General features: G+C 70.7%; 19 protein-coding genes. 15 read left to right on the forward strand and 4 right to left on the reverse strand.

Going from position 1 to position 18,397, the window contains the following annotated elements:
• Positions 1-183 precede the first annotated feature (183 nt).
• The 7 genes from ACFHWY_RS10870 (at position 184) to ACFHWY_RS10900 (ending at position 6,095) form a co-directional block, all read left to right on the forward strand.
• Entirely contained in the window at positions 184-486 is a 303-nt protein-coding gene (locus ACFHWY_RS10870; RefSeq protein WP_416580011.1) for an urease subunit gamma, read from the forward strand.
• Positions 483-827, forward strand: coding sequence for an urease subunit beta (locus ACFHWY_RS10875; RefSeq protein ID WP_416580012.1), 345 nt, complete (start codon positions 483-485; stop codon positions 825-827). The genes ACFHWY_RS10870 and ACFHWY_RS10875 overlap by 4 nt, the downstream gene beginning before the upstream one ends.
• Positions 824-2,527, forward strand: coding sequence for an urease subunit alpha (locus tag ACFHWY_RS10880; RefSeq protein WP_416580013.1), 1,704 nt, complete (start codon positions 824-826; stop codon positions 2,525-2,527). Before ACFHWY_RS10875 ends, ACFHWY_RS10880 begins: the two co-directional genes overlap by 4 nt.
• Complete coding sequence (locus ACFHWY_RS10885) at positions 2,527-3,267, forward strand: urease accessory protein UreF (RefSeq protein WP_416580014.1); 741 nt, start codon at positions 2,527-2,529, stop codon at positions 3,265-3,267. The genes ACFHWY_RS10880 and ACFHWY_RS10885 overlap by 1 nt, the downstream gene beginning before the upstream one ends.
• On the forward strand, positions 3,221-4,000 hold the full coding sequence (gene ureG / locus ACFHWY_RS10890; protein WP_416580015.1) for an urease accessory protein UreG: 780 nt from the start codon (positions 3,221-3,223) through the stop codon (positions 3,998-4,000). The genes ACFHWY_RS10885 and ureG overlap by 47 nt, the downstream gene beginning before the upstream one ends.
• Positions 4,000-4,830 (forward strand): urease accessory protein UreD, encoded by an 831-nt coding sequence (locus tag ACFHWY_RS10895; RefSeq protein ID WP_416580016.1) that lies wholly within the window; start codon positions 4,000-4,002, stop codon positions 4,828-4,830. The genes ureG and ACFHWY_RS10895 overlap by 1 nt, the downstream gene beginning before the upstream one ends.
• Positions 4,831-5,069: 239 nt before the next feature.
• On the forward strand, positions 5,070-6,095 hold the full coding sequence (locus tag ACFHWY_RS10900; protein WP_416580017.1) for a serine hydrolase: 1,026 nt from the start codon (positions 5,070-5,072) through the stop codon (positions 6,093-6,095).
• A 198-nt stretch (positions 6,096-6,293) separates the two neighbouring features.
• Here ACFHWY_RS10900 and ACFHWY_RS10905 read toward each other — a convergent pair whose 3' ends face one another.
• On the reverse strand, positions 6,294-6,755 hold the full coding sequence (locus tag ACFHWY_RS10905; RefSeq protein ID WP_416580018.1) for a MarR family winged helix-turn-helix transcriptional regulator: 462 nt from the start codon (positions 6,753-6,755) through the stop codon (positions 6,294-6,296).
• 97 nt (positions 6,756-6,852) lie between these two features.
• Between ACFHWY_RS10905 and ACFHWY_RS10910 the strand changes: the two genes are divergently transcribed.
• The 7 genes from ACFHWY_RS10910 (at position 6,853) to ACFHWY_RS10940 (ending at position 15,387) form a co-directional block, all read left to right on the forward strand.
• Positions 6,853-8,001 (forward strand): substrate-binding domain-containing protein, encoded by a 1,149-nt coding sequence (locus tag ACFHWY_RS10910; protein WP_416580019.1) that lies wholly within the window; start codon positions 6,853-6,855, stop codon positions 7,999-8,001.
• Between the two features lie 441 nt (positions 8,002-8,442).
• Positions 8,443-9,687: an urea ABC transporter substrate-binding protein gene (gene urtA, locus ACFHWY_RS10915; RefSeq protein WP_416580020.1), complete on the forward strand. Its 1,245-nt coding sequence runs from the start codon at positions 8,443-8,445 to the stop codon at positions 9,685-9,687.
• A gap of 89 nt (positions 9,688-9,776) precedes the next feature.
• Positions 9,777-10,664 carry an urea ABC transporter permease subunit UrtB gene (urtB, locus tag ACFHWY_RS10920; RefSeq protein WP_416580021.1) on the forward strand — a complete coding sequence of 296 codons (888 nt, stop codon included), beginning with the start codon at positions 9,777-9,779 and terminating at the stop codon, positions 10,662-10,664.
• Positions 10,661-11,830: an urea ABC transporter permease subunit UrtC gene (gene urtC, locus ACFHWY_RS10925; protein ID WP_416580022.1), complete on the forward strand. Its 1,170-nt coding sequence runs from the start codon at positions 10,661-10,663 to the stop codon at positions 11,828-11,830. Before urtB ends, urtC begins: the two co-directional genes overlap by 4 nt.
• The gene (gene urtD, locus ACFHWY_RS10930; RefSeq protein ID WP_416580023.1) at positions 11,827-12,600 is read left to right on the forward strand and encodes an urea ABC transporter ATP-binding protein UrtD; all 774 of its coding nucleotides are present in this window, start codon (positions 11,827-11,829) and stop codon (positions 12,598-12,600) included. Before urtC ends, urtD begins: the two co-directional genes overlap by 4 nt.
• Positions 12,600-13,292: an urea ABC transporter ATP-binding subunit UrtE gene (urtE, locus tag ACFHWY_RS10935; protein ID WP_416580024.1), complete on the forward strand. Its 693-nt coding sequence runs from the start codon at positions 12,600-12,602 to the stop codon at positions 13,290-13,292. The genes urtD and urtE overlap by 1 nt, the downstream gene beginning before the upstream one ends.
• Before the next feature lie 118 nt (positions 13,293-13,410).
• Complete coding sequence (locus tag ACFHWY_RS10940; RefSeq protein ID WP_416580025.1) at positions 13,411-15,387, forward strand: cellulase family glycosylhydrolase; 1,977 nt, start codon at positions 13,411-13,413, stop codon at positions 15,385-15,387.
• Positions 15,388-15,527: 140 nt separating this feature from the next.
• Here ACFHWY_RS10940 and ACFHWY_RS10945 read toward each other — a convergent pair whose 3' ends face one another.
• The 3 genes from ACFHWY_RS10945 to ACFHWY_RS10955 form a co-directional block, all read right to left on the reverse strand.
• Positions 15,528-15,749, reverse strand: a complete 222-nt coding sequence (locus ACFHWY_RS10945) for a Rieske (2Fe-2S) protein (RefSeq protein WP_416580026.1) — start codon at positions 15,747-15,749, stop codon at positions 15,528-15,530.
• Positions 15,750-16,054: 305 nt separating this feature from the next.
• On the reverse strand, positions 16,055-16,687 hold the full coding sequence (locus ACFHWY_RS10950) for a DUF6529 family protein (protein WP_416580027.1): 633 nt from the start codon (positions 16,685-16,687) through the stop codon (positions 16,055-16,057).
• A gap of 4 nt (positions 16,688-16,691) precedes the next feature.
• On the reverse strand, positions 16,692-17,513 hold the full coding sequence (locus ACFHWY_RS10955) for a hypothetical protein (protein WP_416580028.1): 822 nt from the start codon (positions 17,511-17,513) through the stop codon (positions 16,692-16,694).
• 259 nt (positions 17,514-17,772) lie between these two features.
• On the opposite strand from ACFHWY_RS10955, the gene ACFHWY_RS10960 reads away from it, so the two are divergent.
• Complete coding sequence (locus tag ACFHWY_RS10960) at positions 17,773-18,384, forward strand: dihydrofolate reductase family protein (protein WP_416580029.1); 612 nt, start codon at positions 17,773-17,775, stop codon at positions 18,382-18,384.
• Positions 18,385-18,397: the final 13 nt, after the last annotated feature.

Below are 18,397 nucleotides of genomic sequence, written 5' to 3' on the forward strand. Positions count from 1 at the left end.
TGAGCGGTGCGGTCCGCGTCCGAGAAGACGCTGCCGGTGCTCCGTCACGTGGGTCGGGATGGTGGAATCCCGGGCCCGAGGTACGTGAAGGTCAGCCGGCGGTCGAGCCCCGACCTGCGGGCGGCGCGAAGAGGCGCCGTGCCGGTGGTGGACGGGGGCGCGGAAACCCACCGGGAGCCACCCTTGTATCTAACCCCCCACGAGCAGGATCGCCTGCTCGTCCACGTGGCGGCCGACGTCGCCCGGCGTCGCCGCGAGCGCGGCCTGCGCCTCAACTACCCGGAAGCCGTCGCGATGCTCACCGCCTTCCTCCTCGAAGGGGCGCGCGACGGAGAGTCCGTGGTCGACCTGATGGCCGCCGGCCGCACCGTGCTGACCCGCGACGACGTGCAGGACGGCATCCCCGAGTTGTTGAGGGAGGTGCAGGTGGAGGCGACGTTCCCGGACGGCACCAAGTTGGTGACGGTGCACCACCCGATCCCGTGATACCCGGCGAGATCCTGCCGGCCGCCGGACCGGTGGAGATCAACCCAGGTCGCCCGGTGACCGTGCTGCTGGTGGTCAACACCGGTGACCGGCCGGTGCAGGTCGGCTCGCACTACCACTTCGCCGAGGCCAACCCGGCGCTGGACTTCGACCGCGTGGCCGCCTGGGGGCAGCGGCTGGCCGTGCCGGCGGGCACGTCGGTGCGTTTCGAGCCGGGGGTGAGCCGCAGCATCGACCTGGTGCCGCTGGGCGGTGCGCGGATCGTGGCCGGCCTTCGCGGCGAGTGCGCCGGTCCACTGGACGTCCAGATCGGTGTGGAGCCAGGCGGGGGTCAGACATGAGCAACGTCGAACGGGATCGTTACGTCGCCCTGTACGGGCCGACCACCGGCGACCGGATCCGGCTGGCGGACACGAATCTGCTCATCGAGGTCGAGCACGACCACTGTGCCGGCGGCGACGAGGCGGTGTTCGGCGGCGGCAAGGTGATCCGTGAGTCGATGGGTCAGTCCCGGGTCACCCGAGCCGAGGGGGCGCTGGACACGGTCATCACCGGGGCGGTCGTCCTGGACCACTGGGGGGTCGTCAAGGCCGACGTGGGGTTGCGTGACGGCCGGATCGTCGCGTTGGGACGCGCCGGTAACCCGGACACCATGGACGGTGTCCACCCGGACCTGGTCATCGGCCCGGCCACCGAGGTGATCGCCGGCAACGGCCGGATCCTGACCGCCGGCGCGGTCGACACCCACGTGCACCTCATCTGCCCGCAGATCGTCACCGAGGCGTTGGCCAGCGGGATCACCACCCTGGTCGGTGGCGGCACCGGGCCGGCCGAGGGCACCCGGGCCACCACGGTCACCCCGAACGCCTGGCACCTGGCCCGGATGCACGAGGCCCTCGACGCCTTCCCGGTCAACGTGTTACTGCTCGGCAAGGGCAACACGGTCTCGGAAGAGGCGTTGTGGGAGCAGCTGCGGGCCGGGGCCGGCGGGCTCAAGCTGCACGAGGACTGGGGCACCACGCCGGCGGCGATCGACGCCTGCCTGCGGGTGGCCGACGCCTCCGGCGTGCAGGTATCCATCCACACCGACACGCTCAACGAGGCCGGCTTCGTCGCCGACACGCTGCGCGCCATCGGCGGTCGGGCCATCCACTCGTACCACACCGAGGGGGCCGGCGGCGGCCACGCGCCGGACATCATCACCGTCGCCGGTGAGCCGAACGTGCTGCCGTCGTCGACCAATCCGACTCGCCCGTACACCCGCAACACCCTGGCCGAGCACCTCGACATGCTGATGGTCTGCCACCACCTCAATCCGGCTGTGCCCGAGGATCTGGCCTTCGCGGAGAGCCGGATCCGACCGTCCACGATGGCCGCCGAGGACCTGCTGCACGACCTCGGGGCGATTTCCATCATCGGCTCCGACTCGCAGGCGATGGGCCGCGTCGGTGAGGTCGTGCTGCGTACCTGGCAGAGCGCGCACGTGATGAAGGCCCGGGTGGGCGCGCTGCCCGGCGACGGCGCGGCGGACAACCACCGGGCCCGGCGGTACGTAGCGAAATACACCATCTGCGCCGCCATGGCCAACGGCCTCGACCACGAGATCGGGTCGGTGGAGCCGGGCAAGCTCGCCGACCTGGTTCTGTGGGAGCCGGCGTTCTTCGGCGTACGGCCGCACCTGGTCGTCAAGGGCGGCATGATCGCGTACGCCCAGCTGGGTGACGCGAACGCGTCCATCCCCACCCCGCAGCCCGTGCTGCCCCGGCCGATGTTCGGCGCGTACGGCAGCGCGGCGGCCGCCACCAGCCTGACTTTCGTCGCGCCTGCCGCGCTCGACGCCGGACTGCGTCTCGACGTGCGACGGCGGGTGGTGCCGGTTACCGACGTACGGTCGCGGGGCAAGGCCGACCTGCCGGAGAACGGGGCGCTGCCGCACATCGAGGTCGATCCGGACACCTTCACCGTCCGGATCGACGGCGTGGTGGTGCAACCCGATCCGGTGACCGAGTTGCCGATGGCCCAGCGGTACTTCCTGTTCTGATGGCAACCCCGAGCATGTTGCTGCTCCTCGCCGACGGGCGGTTCCCGGCCGGGGCGCACGCCCACTCGTGTGGCCTGGAGGCGGCCGTCGCCGCCGGCCGGGTCACCGACCTGGCAACACTCGGGGAGTACCTGCGCGGTCGGCTGGCCACCGCCGGTCTTGTCGCGGCGGCGTTCGCGGCGGCGGCCTGCCGGGTCGCCGGGTCGGACCACACCACGCCGGTACGACCGCCACCCATGGACACCGACCTGACCCGGCCGGGGCAACGTCGGCGGGCCACACTGGTGCTGCTCGACGCCGAGTTGGACGCGCGTACCGTCTCGCCGGCCCAGCGGGCCGTGTCCCGTCGGCAGGGCCGGGCGTTGCTGCGGGCCGGGCGTGAGATCTGGCCCGGTGACATCTTCGCCGGACTGCCCGCCACCCCTGGCGGTCCGCACCAACCACTCGTGCTCGGGCTGGTCGGTGCCGCTGCCCGCCTCGACCCGGCGCAGGTCGCCACGGTAGCCGCCCACGCGACGGTGACCGGTTCGGCCAGTGCCGCGGTACGCCTGCTTGGTCTTGATCCTTATCAGGTGCAGGCCCTGCTGGTGCGGCTCGCCGCCGCCTGCGACGCCGTCGCGGCGCGGGCGGCGCGGGCCGCCGAGGGAGCGCCGCATCGGCTACCCGCCGCCACTGCCGCGCTCGCCGACATCCATGCCGAAGCTCACGCCACCTGGGAGGTGCGTCTCTTTGCGTCCTGAAATCGACCACGACGAGTCTGTTCCCCACACCCACCCCGAGCCCGGTACCGACCCGCACGCCCCACTGCCCGCCGCCGCCCGGGCGTTGCGGGTCGGGGTCGGCGGCCCGGTCGGCTCCGGCAAGACCGCGCTGGTCGCCGCGCTCTGCCGGGCGTTCGCCGGCGAACTGCGTCTGGCCGTGGTGACCAACGACATCTACACCACCGAGGACGCGGACTTCCTCAAGCGCGCCGGGGTGCTCGACCCGGCCCGGATCCGGGCGGTGGAGACGGGCTGTTGCCCGCACACCGCGATCCGGGACGACATCGGTGCCAACCTCGACGCCATCGACGAGTTGACCGAGGCGTTGGGCCCACTGGACCTGGTGCTGGTGGAGAGCGGCGGCGACAACCTGACCGCGACCTTCAGCCGTGGGCTGGTGGACCGGCAGATCTTCGTGGTCGACGTGGCCGGTGGGGACAAGGTGCCCCGCAAGGGCGGGCCGGGGGTCACCGCCGCCGACCTGTTGGTCATCAACAAGACCGACCTGGCGTCGATGGTCGGTGCCGACCTGTCCGTGATGGACCGGGACGCCCGCGCCCGGCGCGGCGACCTGCCCACCGTGTTCCAGTCCATCACCGAGGATCCCCTCGCCACCCGGGTAGCCACCTGGATCCGCCACGAGTTAGCTCACCACCGTACCGCCACGCCCACGCCCACGCCGGCGGTCGCGGTCGCCATCGGGCGGGCCTGATGCGGGCCACCGCCCGGCTGGTGGCCCGCGCCGACCGGCACGGTGGCACCACTCTGGACGTACTTCGTGGTGAGAGTCCGCTGCTGCTGCGCCAGGTCCAAGGTCGGGACGGTGGCGTCACGGTGTACGTCGTCGGCGGTGCGGCCGGGCCGCTCGCCGGCGACGACCTGCGGCTGGACGTCGAGGTCGGCCCCGCGGCGGCGGTACGCGTGCACACCGTGGCCGCCTCGATCGCCCTGCCCGGTTGTCCTGGCGCGGTCTCCCGGATGCTGGTCCGGGCGACCGTGTCCGAGGGCGCCACCCTGTACTGGCTGCCCGAGCAACTGGTTGCGGCGGCGGGCTGCGCACACGTTGCCGAATCCGAGGTGGAGGTCGCTGACAGTGGCGTCGTGTACTGGCGCGACGAGCTGATCTGTGGCCGGCACCAGGAGCAGCCCGGCGACGTGCAGGTCGACACCTGGGTCGACCTCGGGGGGCGACCCCTGTTGCGGCAGACCGTCGCGGTCGGCCCGAACGCCCCCGGCTGGGACGGCCCGGCGGTGCTCGGCGGCGCGGCGGCCACCGGCTCGCTGCTGGTGATCGACCCGACCCGGCCCGTCGAGCCGCCCTCGGTGCGGGGGACCGTGACCCGGATGCCGCTGGCCGGCGGCCCCGCGACCCTCTGGAACGCCACCGCCCCGCACGCGCACGCCCTGCGTACCGTCCTCGAATCGGCTGCGCGGCACCCACGTGCCCTTCGCGGACCGGACGGCAGAGCGGTGCTGCCGGCGCCGGATGGCATCGCTACTCCGGTTGAGGGGGAGGCGACCGCTGCCGTCCGAGTTGGGTGAGGTATTCGGCGTGCTCCGGTTGGGGGGCATCCGTGGCCAGGCCCGGATGTCCGTCCACCGTCCGGTCTGGTGCCAGGCAAGGCCGCACGATGCCCAGCGGTCCATTGCGGACCTTGCGTTCCGCTGACGCGCCGACGTGGCAGAGTGTGTCCGGTAACGCCCGTGCCGGCGCACCAGGAACAGTGGGCGTGTCCCCGGCATCACGAACAGCTGCCCTGCACCACGAACAGAGGAGTGGAATGGCCAAGCATGTCAGTCGTCGGGCCGCGATCGGGATCGGCGCCGCGGCGGCGGCGTTGGTGACGGCACCACGCAGTGCCGCCGCGTCGAGCGATCCGGCAGCACACGCCGCCGGGCCTGGTGTCAGCCGGGGCCCGGAGTTGATCCGGAGCACGTATCGGCAGCAGAAGGCCCGAACCGGTGGGGTCTGGCACTCGCACGTCGCGATGGTCGACAGCGCCGGCACGCTGGACGTCGTGGTGTCCGACGACGCCGACCGGGTGACGCACGGGTACAGCGTGCAGAAGCTCGCGGTCGCGGTGGCCGTCATGGACAAGATCGACCGCGGGGAGCTGCGACTCGACCAGCGGCTCGACCTGACCGCCGACATCATCCTCGGCGGCAGCGGAATCTACTTCCTGCAGACCGTCTGGGGCGACGAGGTCACGGTGGCGAACTTCCTCACCGCGCTGCTGCTCGTATCCGACAACACTGCCGTGCGGATGTGTGGCCGGGTGGTGCCGGCGCTGGAGATCAACCAGATCCTGGCCGCCAAGGGTTTCACTCACACCCGGGTGGAGCCGGTGGCCAACCCGAACCGGTTCTTCCTGGGCGTGACCACCCCACGGGAGACGCACGACCTGCTGTGGCGGCTGGCCAACAAAACCCTGTTGTCGGTGCGGTCGAGCGACTTCCTGCTCGGCATCCTGCGCTGGATCAACGGATACCACGACGGTATCCGCCGCGAGATGTCCTCGGCCGAGCGCAGCCGGGTCGCCACCAAGTACGGTGCCGACTTCGACACGTCGGGTGCCGCGCGGCACGAGGCGGGCATCATGTTCGATGCGGCCGGCGCACCCACGCTGACCTACGCGTTCTTCGCCGACTCGCTCGGCGACCTGGACAACTACGGCGGTACCCATCCGGCGGTACGGGCGCACGCCGTCCTCGGCCGGGTCATGCTCGATGTCGTCGGACCCGTCGCCAACCGGGTCGGGCGGGCCCGGCACACCGTCCGGCCGTTCAATCCGGTCGACGGTGGCTGAGACGGACCCCACGCCGGAGAGCAGGGGTGGTGGAGTCGCTGCGGCTGCCTAGTGTGCCGGGCTCATGGGCCTGCTACGCGCTTTCGTCATCCGTATGGTGACCCCTGCGTACCCTCGGCCCCCGGTCCACCTCTGTGGAATGGAATGGGGGCCTTCGGCCTGGTCGCTGCGGTCCGGCGGTGGTCGGGCCGCCAGCGGTCAGGCGGGAGCCGGGGCGCGTCGGTGCTCCGGGTCCAACCGTGCGACCAGGTCGGTGAGGCACCCGGCCAGGTCGACGTCACCGGGCCTGGCCAGCCCGGCCAGGTCGGTGTGGATCTGCGCGGCGAGCCGCTCCTGTTCGCGGCGGCCCCGGGCGGTCAGGTAGGCCCGGATGCGCCGACGGTCGACCGGGTCGACCCGACGGAAGACCAGGTTGCGGTCGACGAGGTGGTCGACCAGCTTGGTCAGGGTGCCCGGCGGCAGGGACGCCTCGGTGGCCACCTCGCTCATCGGGTGGCCTCGGCCGTCGGCGAGCAGGCAGAGCACCCGCCACCCCTCGATGGTGAGTGAGTCGACGGCGAGCACCCCACCGATCCGGCGGGAGAGCAGTCGCTCGGCGCGGGTGAGCAGGGGCAGCAGGTCGGCTGCGGAGCCGGGAAGGTCTGAGGGAAGGTCTGACATGGCACTCCCGCCTGGCGGTTGCCGGGTCATCGTACCGGGACGTCCCGCTTGGTGGGGAGCTCTGGTCATCACCTCCGGCTGCGGTCACCATGTCTTCATGTCCGCGCCGGCACCGGGGTACGGGCGCCCGCAGGCGGGGGAGAGCATCGCTGCTGCCGGGGCGTCCTGGCTCACCGTCGACCGTGGCGTGGTCAGCATCGCGCTGGTGTACCCGATGCGTGGACCGGCCGGGATGTTCGGTCCGAGCTGCGAACTCTGCGCCCAGTTGGCGGTGGAGGAGCTCAACCGGCGGGGCGGGGTGCTGGGCCGGGAGTTGCGGCTGGTTCCGGTCGACGGCGGTGCGTCACCGGAGGAGGTGGCCTCCGAGGTCGAGGCGCTGGTGGCGGTGGGCGCGGTGCAGGGCGTCACCGGCTGGCACATCTCCTCGGTGCGTCAGGCGGTGGCACCGCGCGTCGCGCACCGGGTGCCGTACGTCTACACCGCGCTCTACGAGGGCGGTGAGCGTACCGAGGGTGTCTTCATGACCAGCGAGACACCGCAGGCGCAGCTGTGGCCCGCGATGCGGGTGCTCGCCGGCGAGGAGGGGGTGCGGCGCTGGTTCGTGGTGGGCAACGACTACGTCTGGCCGCGCCGAACGGCGCGGACCGCGTACCGGTACGCGCTGCGCAGCGGCGGCCGGGTGGTCGGGCAGCACTTCCTGCCGTTGGAGACGTACGACTACGTCGAGGTGTTGCGCCGGATCGAGCGTAGTGACGCCGACGGCGTGTTGATGCTGCTGGTCGGCGCGGACGCGGTCCGGTTCAACCGGGCCTTCGTGCGGTCCGGACTCGACCAGCGGTGTCTGCGGCTGAGCACCCTGATGGACGAGAACATGCTGCTGGCCAGCGGTGCGACGAATACCCGGCGGTTGTTCAGCACGGCGGGTTTCTTCGCCGGCCTGATCACCCAGGAGAACCTGGACTTCCACGGCATGTTCGCCCGCCGGTTCGGGTTGGAGGCGCCACCGCTGGGCAGCCTGGGTGAGTCCTGCTACGAGGGTGTGATGCTGCTCGCCGCGCTGATCGCCAAGGCGGGCACGCTGGACGTACGGGCCGTGGAGGCATCCGCCGACGTGGTGTCGTACGACGGGCCGCGCGGTGAACTGCGGTTGCGCCGCCGGCACGTCCGGCAGCGCATCTATCTCGCCGAGGCGGACGGGTTGGACTTCACCGTCCTGGCCGAGCTGGGACCGCCCGGTCGGGCGTGACCTGACCGTGCCTTGACATGCCGGCCGGCCGGCCACATAAGATACTTCCTGCGTGAAGGATCCGGCTCTGGTGCCGGATTCGGCCAGCCGCCCGACGGTGGACGGGGATTTGTCGTCCGCTGCGGTCAACAATCGTGTGCCGGTGCCATTCTGCCGATTACCGTCGGCCTGGCGCCGGCATTTTCTGTGCCTACTTCCAGTGCGGTCCGGCCAGTGGAAACAGTCTATTGAGGATTGGGAAACATCCGCGCAATGAAGCGGATCGAAGCTTTCCCTGCCGATATTCGAATCGCTACCCGGCCGGCGTCCACCCGCCGTACCGGGTAGCGGGCAATGTTCCTACGGACCGCACCGCAGGCGCGCAGATCCGCACTCCTCAACTCGGGACCGACGTTCGTTCCCGCGACTGTTTGACGCATACCCGCGACGCAGGGAGATTTGATGACACTGTTCCGGGGCCGCCGCATTCTGGCGGGTGCCATGACCCTGGTCGCCGTGGCCGCGATGGCCGCGTGCGGCAGCAAGACCACCGATGAGGACACCTCCGCGGGCGTCAGCGCCGACGTCTCCGGCGACACCGTCAAGGTGGGCCTGCTCAACTCCCTCTCCGGCACGATGGCGATCAGCGAGGTGACCGTCCGCGACTCGATCATTCTGGCGGTCGAGGAGATCAACGCTGCCGGCGGCGTGCTCGGCAAGAAGATCGAACCGGTCGGTGAGGACGGCGCCTCGGACTGGCCGACGTTCGCCGAGAAGGCCGAGAAGCTGATCCGGGAGGACCGGGTGGCGGCGGTCTTCGGCTGCTGGACCTCGGCCAGCCGCAAGGCCGTGAAGCCGGTGTTCGAGAAGAACAAGGCGTTGCTGTTCTATCCGGTGCAGTACGAGGGCCTGGAGCAGTCGCCGTACATCTTCTACACCGGTGCCACGACGAACCAGCAGATCGTTCCCGGCCTCGACTATCTCAAGGCGCAGGGTGCCGAGTCGCTCTACCTGGTCGGCTCCGACTACGTCTTCCCGCGTACCGCGAACAAGATCATAAAGGCGTATGCCGAGGCCAACGGGATGACGGTGGCGGGAGAGGACTACGCCCCGCTCGGTTCCACCGAGTTCGGCACGATCACGAACAAGGTGAAGTCCGCCGGCGCGGACGCGGTCTTCAACACCCTCAACGGCGACAGCAACGTGGCGTTCTTCAAGGAGTACAAGTCCGCCGGACTGACCGCAGCCAGCATGCCGGTGGTATCGGTGTCGATCGCCGAGGAGGAGGTCAAGAGCATCGGAACCCAGTACCTCGAGGGTCAGCTGACCGCCTGGAACTACTACCAGACCACCCCGGGCGCGGCGAACGAGAAGTTCGTAGCCGCGTACAAGGCCAAGTTCGGCGCGGACAAGCCGACCAGTGACCCGATGGAGGCCGCGTACGTCTCGGTCTACCTGTGGAAGGCGATGGTGGAGAAAGCCGGCACCTTCGACGTGGAGAAGGTCCGGGAGGCATCCGACGGCATCACCTTCGAGGCGCCCGAAGGGCTGGTCACCGTGGACGGCGAGACGCAGCACATCGCCAAGACGGCCCGCGTCGGCAAGGTCGGCGCGGACGGGCTGATCGCCGAGGTCTGGAACTCGGGGCAGCCGATCACGCCCGACCCGTTCCTCAAGAGCTACCCGTGGGCCGGCGGCCTGAGCTAGCCGATCACCCGGGCAGCGCCGGGTGCAGCCCAGGCTCGGGCGGGACGTCCCGCCCGAGCCTGCCCGACCAGCAGTTCGGAGTACGCACCGTGACAGTTCTCATCGGCCAACTCTTCACCGGCGTCAGCATCGGCGCGGTGCTGCTGCTCATCGCGCTCGGCCTGGCTCTGACCTTCGGCCAGATGGGCGTGATCAACATGGCGCACGGCGAGTTCATCATGGCCGGCGCCTACACGACCTACGTCCTGCAGCAGACCGTCAGCGCGGCCGGCTGGTCGCTGCTGGTCGCCCTGCCGGTCGCCTTCGTGGTGGCCGGCGCGATGGGCGTCCTGCTGGAGTTCCTGCTGATCCGCCGCCTGTACGCCCGGCCATTGGACACGCTGCTGGTCACCTGGGGAGTCTCGCTGATCCTGCAGCAACTGGCCCGGGACATCTTCGGTAGCCCCAACGTGCAGACCCGGGCGCCGGAGCTGCTGACCGGCAACATCGCGCTGCCCGGCGGAATCACCGTGGCCAACAACCGGCTGTTCATCCTCGCCCTGGCTGCCGGCGCGGTCGTCGCGCTGACCGTCGCGCTGCGGGCCACCCCGCTGGGCCGTCGCATCCGGGCCGTCGTACAGAACCGGGATCTGGCCGCCGTCTCCGGCATCGCCACCGCCCGGGTCGACCGGATGACGTTCTTCATCGGCTCCGGCCTGGCCGGCATCGCCGGGGTCGCGCTCACCCTGCTCGGCCCGATCGGACCAACCATGGGCACCAACCTGATCATCGACGCCTTCCTGGTCGTCGTGGTCGGCGGCATCGGCCAGCTCAAGGGCACCGTGATCGTCGCCTTCGCGCTGGGCGTGCTCCAGGCGTCCGGCGAGTACCTCACCACCCTCAGTGTCGCCAAGGTGATGGTCTTCATCGCCATCGTCGCGTTCCTCCAGTGGCGACCTCAGGGCATGTTCACCCTGCGAACCCGGAGTTTGGCATGACTACCGTCGCCAGAGATCCCGTCGCCGCCGATACCGCGCCGCCACCGACGAAACCGGCGGCCGGTCCGTCCCGGCACCGGTTCCGGGCCGCCGTGGGCTTCGCCTTCGGTGCCGCACTGCTCTTCGCCGTCGCCCCGCTGATGCTGTCGGACTTTCGCCTCTCCCTGCTGGCCAAGTATCTCTGCGTGGCGATGGTCGCCGTCGGCATCGGCCTGGCCTGGGGGCGTGGCGGAATGCTCGCCCTCGGGCAGGGCGTCTTCTTCGGCCTCGGCGGCTACGCCATGGCCATGCACCTCAAGCTCGCCGACGCGGGTCCGGGCAACATGCCCGACTTCATGATGCTGTACGGGCAGCTCGACGCACTACCACTGTGGTGGCGGCCGTTCGCCAGCCCGTGGTTCGCGCTGCCCGCCACGGTGCTGCTGCCGATGGCGGTCGCCTTCGTGCTCGGCTCGCTGGTCTTCCGCCGCCGGGTCCGGGGCGCCTACTTCGCCATCCTCAGTCAGGCCCTCGCCGCCGCCATGGTGATCCTGCTGATCGGCCAGCAGGGCACCACCGGCGGCACCAACGGCCTCACCGACATCCAGGGCTTCTTCGGCTACGACCTCGACGACCCGGTCAACCAGCGGATGGTGTACTTCATCATCGCCGGCACGTTACTGGCGTTGCTGGCTCTGGCCCGGCACCTGATGCAGAGCCGCTACGGCGAACTGCTGGTGGCCGTACGCGACTCCGAGGAGCGGGTCCGCTTTCTCGGCTACGACCCGGCGACGGTCAAGCTGGTCGCGTACGTGGTCGCCGCCGGCATGGCCGGATTGGCCGGTGCGCTCTTCGTCCCGGCGGTGGGCATCATCTCGCCCGCGCTGATCGGGATCGTCCCGTCGATCGAGTTCGTCATCGGTGTGGCCATCGGCGGCCGGGCCACGCTACTCGGGCCGGTTCTCGGCGCGGTCGCGGTGGCGTGGGCGCGTACCGCCCTGTCCGAGCGGTTCCCGGGCACCTGGACGTACCTGCAGGGCCTGCTGTTCGTGGTGGTGGTCGCGTTCCTGCCGGGCGGCCTGGCGTCGCTGGTCGGTCTGGCCCGTCGCCGCGACCGCGAGCCGGCCGACCGCGAGCCACCGGCCGGCCTGTCCGCGCGACTGAGACGACGCCGGGAGGCGGCATGACCGAGCAGCTGCCCGGGCTCTACGTGCGTGACCTGCGAGTGAGCTTCGACGGGTTCACGGCGGTCGCCGGAGTGTCGCTGGACGTCGCACCCGGCGACATCCGGTTCCTCATCGGACCCAACGGCGCCGGAAAGACCACCCTGGTCGACGCGGTCACCGGGCTGGCCCGGGCCACCGGCTCGGTACGCTTCGGCGACCGGGAACTGCTCGGCCGGCCGGTACACCGGATCAGCCGCCTCGGCGTCGGTCGCACGTTCCAGACCTCGACGGTGTTCGAGGAGCTGACCGTCCTGCAGAACCTCGACATCGCGGCCGGCGCGCGGCGGAGCTGGGCGACCTTGCTGCGCCGACGGCACGGCACACCCGACGAGGTCGCCGAGGCGCTGGAGATCATCGGCCTGGCCGACCGGGCCGACCAACTTGCCGGCACCCTCGCGCACGGGCAGAAGCAGTGGCTGGAGATCGGCATGCTGCTCGTCCAGGACGTTCGGCTGCTGCTGCTCGACGAGCCGGTCGCCGGGATGAGCCACGAGGAACGCGACGCCACCGGGCAGCTGCTGGAGCGGGTCAGCCAGGCCCGGACGGTGGTGGTGATCGAGCACGACATGGACTTCCTGCGGCGCTTCGCGCGTACCGTCACCGTGCTGCACGCCGGCAAGGTGCTCAGCGAGGGCACCGTGGCCCAGGTGCAGGCCGATCCGCGCGTGCAGGAGGTCTACCTCGGCCACCCGGTCGATGCCGGGGCGGCCCCGACACCTACGGAGGCATGATGCTCACCATGCGCGGCGTGCACGCCGGCTACGGGCGCAGCCGGGTGCTGCACGGCGTCGACGTCTCGGTGCCCGGCGACGGGGTCGCCACGGTGCTCGGCCACAACGGCGCCGGCAAATCCACTCTGCTGCGGGTGGCCGCCGGCCTGCTACGCCCGGCCGCCGGCAGGGTCGAGTTGGACGGCGAGGACGTCACCCGGCTCGCCCCGCACCAGCGGGTCGCCCGGGGCGTCGCGTATGTGCCGCAGGGCCAGCAGTGCTTCCCGTACCTGACCGCCGCGGAGAACCTGCGGCTGGTGGCCGACGGTCGCCGGGACGGGCCGGTTGCCACCGCCGAGGTGCTCGATCTGTTTCCGGCGTTACGCCCGTTGTTGCGCCGGCGGGCCGGGCTGCTCTCGGGCGGCCAACGCCAGCAACTGGCCATCGCCCGGGCGCTGATCACCCGTCCCCGGCTGCTGATGCTCGACGAGCCGACCGAGGGCATCCAGCCCTCCGTCGTCGCCGAGATCCAGGACCGGATCGTGGCCCTGATCGCGCAGAGCGGATTCAGTGTGCTCCTGGTCGAGCAGCACCTCGGGTTCGCGCTGCGGGTGGCCGACCGCTACCACGTGCTCGAGTCGGGCCGGGTCACCTCCGCCGGAGACGGTGGCGCGAGCGCGGAACGCGGCGTCCGGGAGGCCCTCTCGGTTTGACACCTTCCGCAGAAGACCCGGACCGCATAAGGTAACCGTGGAAGCGCTCCCACGGTCCGTTCGGGCAGGACCGATCGTCGACGTGCCAGCTCCCTCACCCACCACCAGAGGAAGTCGCATGTCCGTACGCACGAAACTCAGGGCCGCCGCGACGACGGCGGTCGTCCTGCTCAGCCTGGCCGCCGCGCCCGCGGCCACCGCGGCACCCACGGTGGGGCCGGCGGTCACCGCCGCCGCGCCGAGCACCGACTGGCTGCACACCGACGGCAACAGGATCGTCGACGAGGCCGGCAACCGGGTCTGGCTCACCGGGGCGAACTGGTTCGGCTTCAACGCCAGCGAAAGGGTCTTCCACGGCCTGTGGTCGGGCAACCTGGAATCGATCACCCGCCAGATGGCCGAGCGTGGCATCAACATCGTCCGGGTGCCCATCTCCACCCAGTTGCTGCTGGAGTGGAAGGCCGGCCAGACGACGGCCCGGCCGAACGTCAACACGTACGTCAACCCGGAGTTGGACGGGCTGAACAACCTGCAGGTCTTCGACCACTGGCTCGGGCTCTGCGAGAAGTACGGCCTGAAGGTGATGCTCGACGTGCACAGCGCCGATGCCGACAACTCCGGGCACGTCTATCCGGTGTGGTGGAAGGGAAGCATCACTCCGGAGCTCTTCTACCAGGGCTGGGAGTGGGTCACGACCCGCTACCGGACGAACGACACCATCGTCGCGATGGACATCAAGAACGAACCGCACGGCACCCCGAACGATCCGCAGCGGGCCAAGTGGGACTCCAGCACCGACCAGGACAACTTCAAGTACGCGTGCGAGACGGCGGGCCGGCGGATCCTGGCGATCAACCCGAACCTGCTGATCCTCTGCGAGGGCATCGAGATCTACCCGCGTGCCGGGGCCACCTGGAACTCGCCCAACACCAACCCCGACCGTAGCCCCAACTACCACTACAACTGGTGGGGCGGCAACCTGCGCGGCGTCGCCGAGCACCCGGTCAGCCTCGGCGCGCAGCAGGACCAGTTGGTCTACTCGCCGCACGACTACGGGCCGCTGGTGTACGAGCAGCCCTGGTTCGCCGGTGACTTCGACAGGGACTCGCTGACCGACGACGTGTGGCGGCCGAACTGGTTCTACATCCACGAGCAGAACATCGCGCCGTTGCTGATCGGCGAGTGGGGTGGCCGGCTGGGGCAGGACGCCCGGCAGGACCGCTGGATGGCGGCGCTACGCGACCTGATGGTCACGAACGGCATCCACCACACGTTCTGGTGTCTCAACCCCAACTCGGGCGACACCGGCGGCCTGCTGCTGGACGACTGGGCCAGCTGGGACGAGACGAAGTACAACCAGATCCTCAAACCGGCGCTGTGGCAGCACAACGGCAAGTTCGTCGGACTCGACCACCAGGTGCGGCTCGGTGGCGCCAACTCCACCACCGGCATCAGCCTCGCCGAGCGCTACGCCGGCGGCCCCGGCCCCGGTGACACCACCGCGCCGACCGCGCCGGGACGGCCGGCCGCCACCGACGTGACCGCCACCGCCGCGACGCTGAGCTGGACGGCGTCGACCGACGACGTGGGCGTCAGTTCGTACGAGGTTCTGCGCGCCACCGGAAGCGGTTCCGCCGCCGTGGTCGGCACGGTCTCCGGCACCACCTACCGCGCCACCAACCTCACCGCCTCGACCGCCTATACCTTCACGGTCCGGGGGCGGGACGCGGCCGGCAACGTCTCGACCGCCTCGCCGCCGCTGACCCTGACCACCCCGGCCGACAATGGTGGTGGTGATGCCGGCTGCGCCGCGACCTACCGGGTGACCAACTCCTGGCAGGGTGGTTACCAGGCGGAGGTGACCGTACGCAACACCGGCACGGCGACGACGACCGGTTGGACGGTCAGTTGGACGGCACCCGCCGGCACCACCGTCTCGTCGCTGTGGAACGGAAAGCTGACCACGTCCGGCTCGACGGTGACGGTACGCAACGAGCCCTACAACGGGCAGCTCGCCGCCGGTGCCAGCACGACCTTCGGACTGACCGGCGGCGGATCGGGAACGCCGTCCAACCTGGCCTGTGCCACGTCCTGACCACGCCCGAGACCCCTGCCCCACCCGCCCCCGGGTGGGGCAGGGGCCGTCCGGTGTGACGAGGCACCCCGGACGGCCCCGCGCGGCCCGGGCCTGGGGGTGGGCCGCGTCATCGCGTTCGCATCTCCGCCCGCCGGGGCTCACGCCATCCGGATGGCGTCTCCGTCGACGGTGACGTTCGCGGCGGGCAGTGGCGCACCGGCCGGACCACTGCGTACCGAGCCGTCGGCGATGTCGAACACGCTGTTGTGGCAGGCGCAGACGATGGTGCCGTCGACGACCGAGGTGACGGTGCAGCCCTGGTGGGTGCAGGTAGCTGAGTACGCCCTGATGGTCCCCTCGGTCGGCTGGGTCACCACCACACCGGCGTCGGCGAAGATCGTCCCGCCGCCGACCGGGATGTCGGCCAGCGTGGCCAGCGCCGGCGTACCCGGCGGCCCATCGGCTCCCGGAGTTGCGGTGCCGGCCGGGTCGGTGCTGGTGTCCGGTGCGGCGACTGGCGGCGGGGGCGCCGCCGGCTGCGACTGGCCGTACGTCGCGCAGCCGGTCAACGCGGCCACCCCCACCGCGCCGGTGCCGGCCAGCAGTGCTCGTCGCGACCGGCAGCAGCCGGCCTGTTCGTGGTTCATCTGTCGGTGCCTTGCCTCTCCGAGGTCTTTCGAGGGGGTCAGAACTGGATGCCGAACGTGGTGAAATACCAGACCGACGAGGTCAGGAAGAGGCCGATCAGGGCGACGAAGACGGCTCCGCCGATCACCGGCAGCACCCAGCCGGGGAGGCCGCGCTTGGGCAGGGCGAGCATCTTCGTGGCGAACGCGCCGAAGAAGAAGCAGCCCAGCAGGGAGTGCAGCAGCACCCGGGTGTCGTAGTCGGCGAAGCCGAGCGCGTACAGGCAGTGCACGGCGACCGGGACGGTGAGCAGGAACGCGATCCGGCCCGACCAGCGGTGCGCCGAGCCGGCCCAGGGCGGGGAGAATCCGCCCAGCCGCCCCCACATCGACAGTGCGGAGAGCAGTTGGACGACGGCGAAGAACGCCGCCCCGGTGCCCAGCCACACCTTCACCGTCAGCGGCGAGGAGAAGCCGGCCACGTTGACCGCGATGCCGGTCGGGGTGTGGGTACGGCCGTAGACGCCGAGCGCCACCGCAACGGCGGCCCCGACGACCAGCGGCACCAGCAGCGAGGACGGTAACCTCGGGACGATCGAGGACGGGCCGCCGAAGTCGCGCACCACCTCGACCATCGGTTCGGGCGACCGGCGGGGCGCTGTGCGTGCCCCGCCGTGGCGGTGCTGGGACATCACCTCACCGCGCCCCGGGGATGACCGGCTCGGCGGTGATGGTGAGTCCGTCGACCATGGTGCTGTTGAACGCGGGGTCCAGTGGCGGCGCAGTGATCGTTTCGCCGTTCCAGGTGACGATGCCGATCTGGGTACCGTCGGGCAACATGATCCAGCCGCCGTCGAAGCCGGCCTTGCGGGCCTCGTCGGTCACCCGGTAGATCGCCGCCGCGGTGCCCGAGCCGGACTTCGCGACCGCGTCCTGCGGCGCCGTGTCGTCGGGCCTGGCGGAGAATTTCCACCGACGGACACCGACGACCATCTCGCCGCTGGCGCTGTCGCCCCGGATGACGCCGGTCAGCCTCGCGTCGTTGCCGGTCAACTCGATCTTTCCGTCCTTGACCGTGCCGGAGAGCCACAGTTCCATGCTCTGTCCGTCGCAGACGTAGGCTTCGGCCCTGCCGTCCTTGATGCTGATCGCGATGGTGGCGCCGTTGTCGAGTTCACCGATCCAGTTCTGTTCGACCGATGCCACCCCGGTTCCGGCCGAGGACGCGTCGGGATCCGTCGGCGGTGAGGTGCCACCCGGTCGTTCGTCGTCGAACTCTGCCGACTCGTCCTCGGCCGGAACGTCGACGTCGGCCTCGACGTCGACGTCGGCCTCGACGTCGACGTCGGCCTCGACGTCGACGTCGGCCGTTGCGTCGGCGGACGGGGTGGTGGCCGGTGGGCCACCTCCGGCCACGGGCTGGGTACCCGGCGGAGATGCCTGTGCACTCATCGTGAACAGCACGGCAGCCGTCATCGCCCCCGACAGGAGGGTGAGCAACGGGGTCAGGCGCTTCATGGGCCACTCCCTTCGCCATGAGGTACGGCGGCGGCGCTGGATCGGTTCAATCGGACGCCGACGATCCTCTGGTCGGTCCCGCCCGAGGCTGTCGTGGCCTCCGTCTCGGTGGGTGCCGTGTGGATCTGCGACCGGCCTACCGAAAGCTACAGGAAAGTGGCGTGAGTCACATGTTCGGTGAAACTGTCGATTTCTCGTCCGGCCGGTCGTCGGCTGGGTGGAGGGTGACGCCGTGTCGCCCGGGAAAGAGGCAAACACCATGCGACTCACGCTCACCACGTTCCTGACCCTCGACGGTGTGATGCAGGGGCCGGGCGCGCCGGACGAGGACCGCAGCGGCGGCTTCGAGCTGGGTGGCTGGCTGCCGCCGTACTTCGACGACGCCGTGGGCGCCCAGATGGCCGGCGTCATGGAGCGGGCCGACGCGTTTCTGCTCGGCCGGCACACGTACGACACCTTCGCCGCCTGGTGGCCCCAGCACAGCGACCCCACCGACCCGATCGCAGACGCGCTGAACCGGCTCCCCAAGCACGTCGCCACCAGCCGCGCCGACGAACTGGCATGGTCCGGTTCGCAGCGGCTGGACGGCGACCTGGTCACGGCCGTCACCGAACTCAAGAGCCGACCCGGCCGGGAGTTGCAGGTGCACGGCAGCGGCCGGCTCGCCGGGTCCCTGATGCGCGAGGGCCTGATCGACACGTACCACCTGCTGGTCTTCCCGGTCGTGCTGGGGCGCGGGCGGCGGCTGTTCGCCGACGGGATGCCGCCGGCCGCCCTGCGGCTGGTCGACAGCCGGACCTCCGGAAGCGGCGTGGCAATGCTGACCTACCACAGTGCCGGCGCTGCGACCTTCGGCTCCGTGGCGGACTGAGCCCCAACCGTCC

It is taken from the genome of Micromonospora sp. LOL_024, assembly GCF_048060415.1.
Classification (GTDB): domain Bacteria; phylum Actinomycetota; class Actinomycetes; order Mycobacteriales; family Micromonosporaceae; genus Micromonospora.

Coding starts and splice junctions, on each gene's coding strand:
- ACFHWY_RS10880 (WP_416580013.1), top strand. CDS start 824: ATGAGCAACGTCGAACGGGATCGTTACGTCGCCCTGTACGGGCCGACC.
- ACFHWY_RS10905 (WP_416580018.1), bottom strand. CDS start 6,755: ATGTCAGACCTTCCCTCAGACCTTCCCGGCTCCGCAGCCGACCTGCTG.
- ACFHWY_RS10910 (WP_416580019.1), top strand. CDS start 6,853: ATGTCCGCGCCGGCACCGGGGTACGGGCGCCCGCAGGCGGGGGAGAGC.
- ACFHWY_RS10885 (WP_416580014.1), top strand. CDS start 2,527: ATGGCAACCCCGAGCATGTTGCTGCTCCTCGCCGACGGGCGGTTCCCG.
- ACFHWY_RS10950 (WP_416580027.1), bottom strand. CDS start 16,687: ATGTCCCAGCACCGCCACGGCGGGGCACGCACAGCGCCCCGCCGGTCG.
- ACFHWY_RS10900 (WP_416580017.1), top strand. CDS start 5,070: ATGGCCAAGCATGTCAGTCGTCGGGCCGCGATCGGGATCGGCGCCGCG.
- ACFHWY_RS10955 (WP_416580028.1), bottom strand. CDS start 17,513: ATGAAGCGCCTGACCCCGTTGCTCACCCTCCTGTCGGGGGCGATGACG.
- ACFHWY_RS10895 (WP_416580016.1), top strand. CDS start 4,000: ATGCGGGCCACCGCCCGGCTGGTGGCCCGCGCCGACCGGCACGGTGGC.
- urtA (WP_416580020.1), top strand. CDS start 8,443: ATGACACTGTTCCGGGGCCGCCGCATTCTGGCGGGTGCCATGACCCTG.
- urtD (WP_416580023.1), top strand. CDS start 11,827: ATGACCGAGCAGCTGCCCGGGCTCTACGTGCGTGACCTGCGAGTGAGC.
- urtE (WP_416580024.1), top strand. CDS start 12,600: ATGCTCACCATGCGCGGCGTGCACGCCGGCTACGGGCGCAGCCGGGTG.
- ureG (WP_416580015.1), top strand. CDS start 3,221: ATGCCGAAGCTCACGCCACCTGGGAGGTGCGTCTCTTTGCGTCCTGAA.
- urtC (WP_416580022.1), top strand. CDS start 10,661: ATGACTACCGTCGCCAGAGATCCCGTCGCCGCCGATACCGCGCCGCCA.
- ACFHWY_RS10960 (WP_416580029.1), top strand. CDS start 17,773: ATGCGACTCACGCTCACCACGTTCCTGACCCTCGACGGTGTGATGCAG.
- ACFHWY_RS10940 (WP_416580025.1), top strand. CDS start 13,411: ATGTCCGTACGCACGAAACTCAGGGCCGCCGCGACGACGGCGGTCGTC.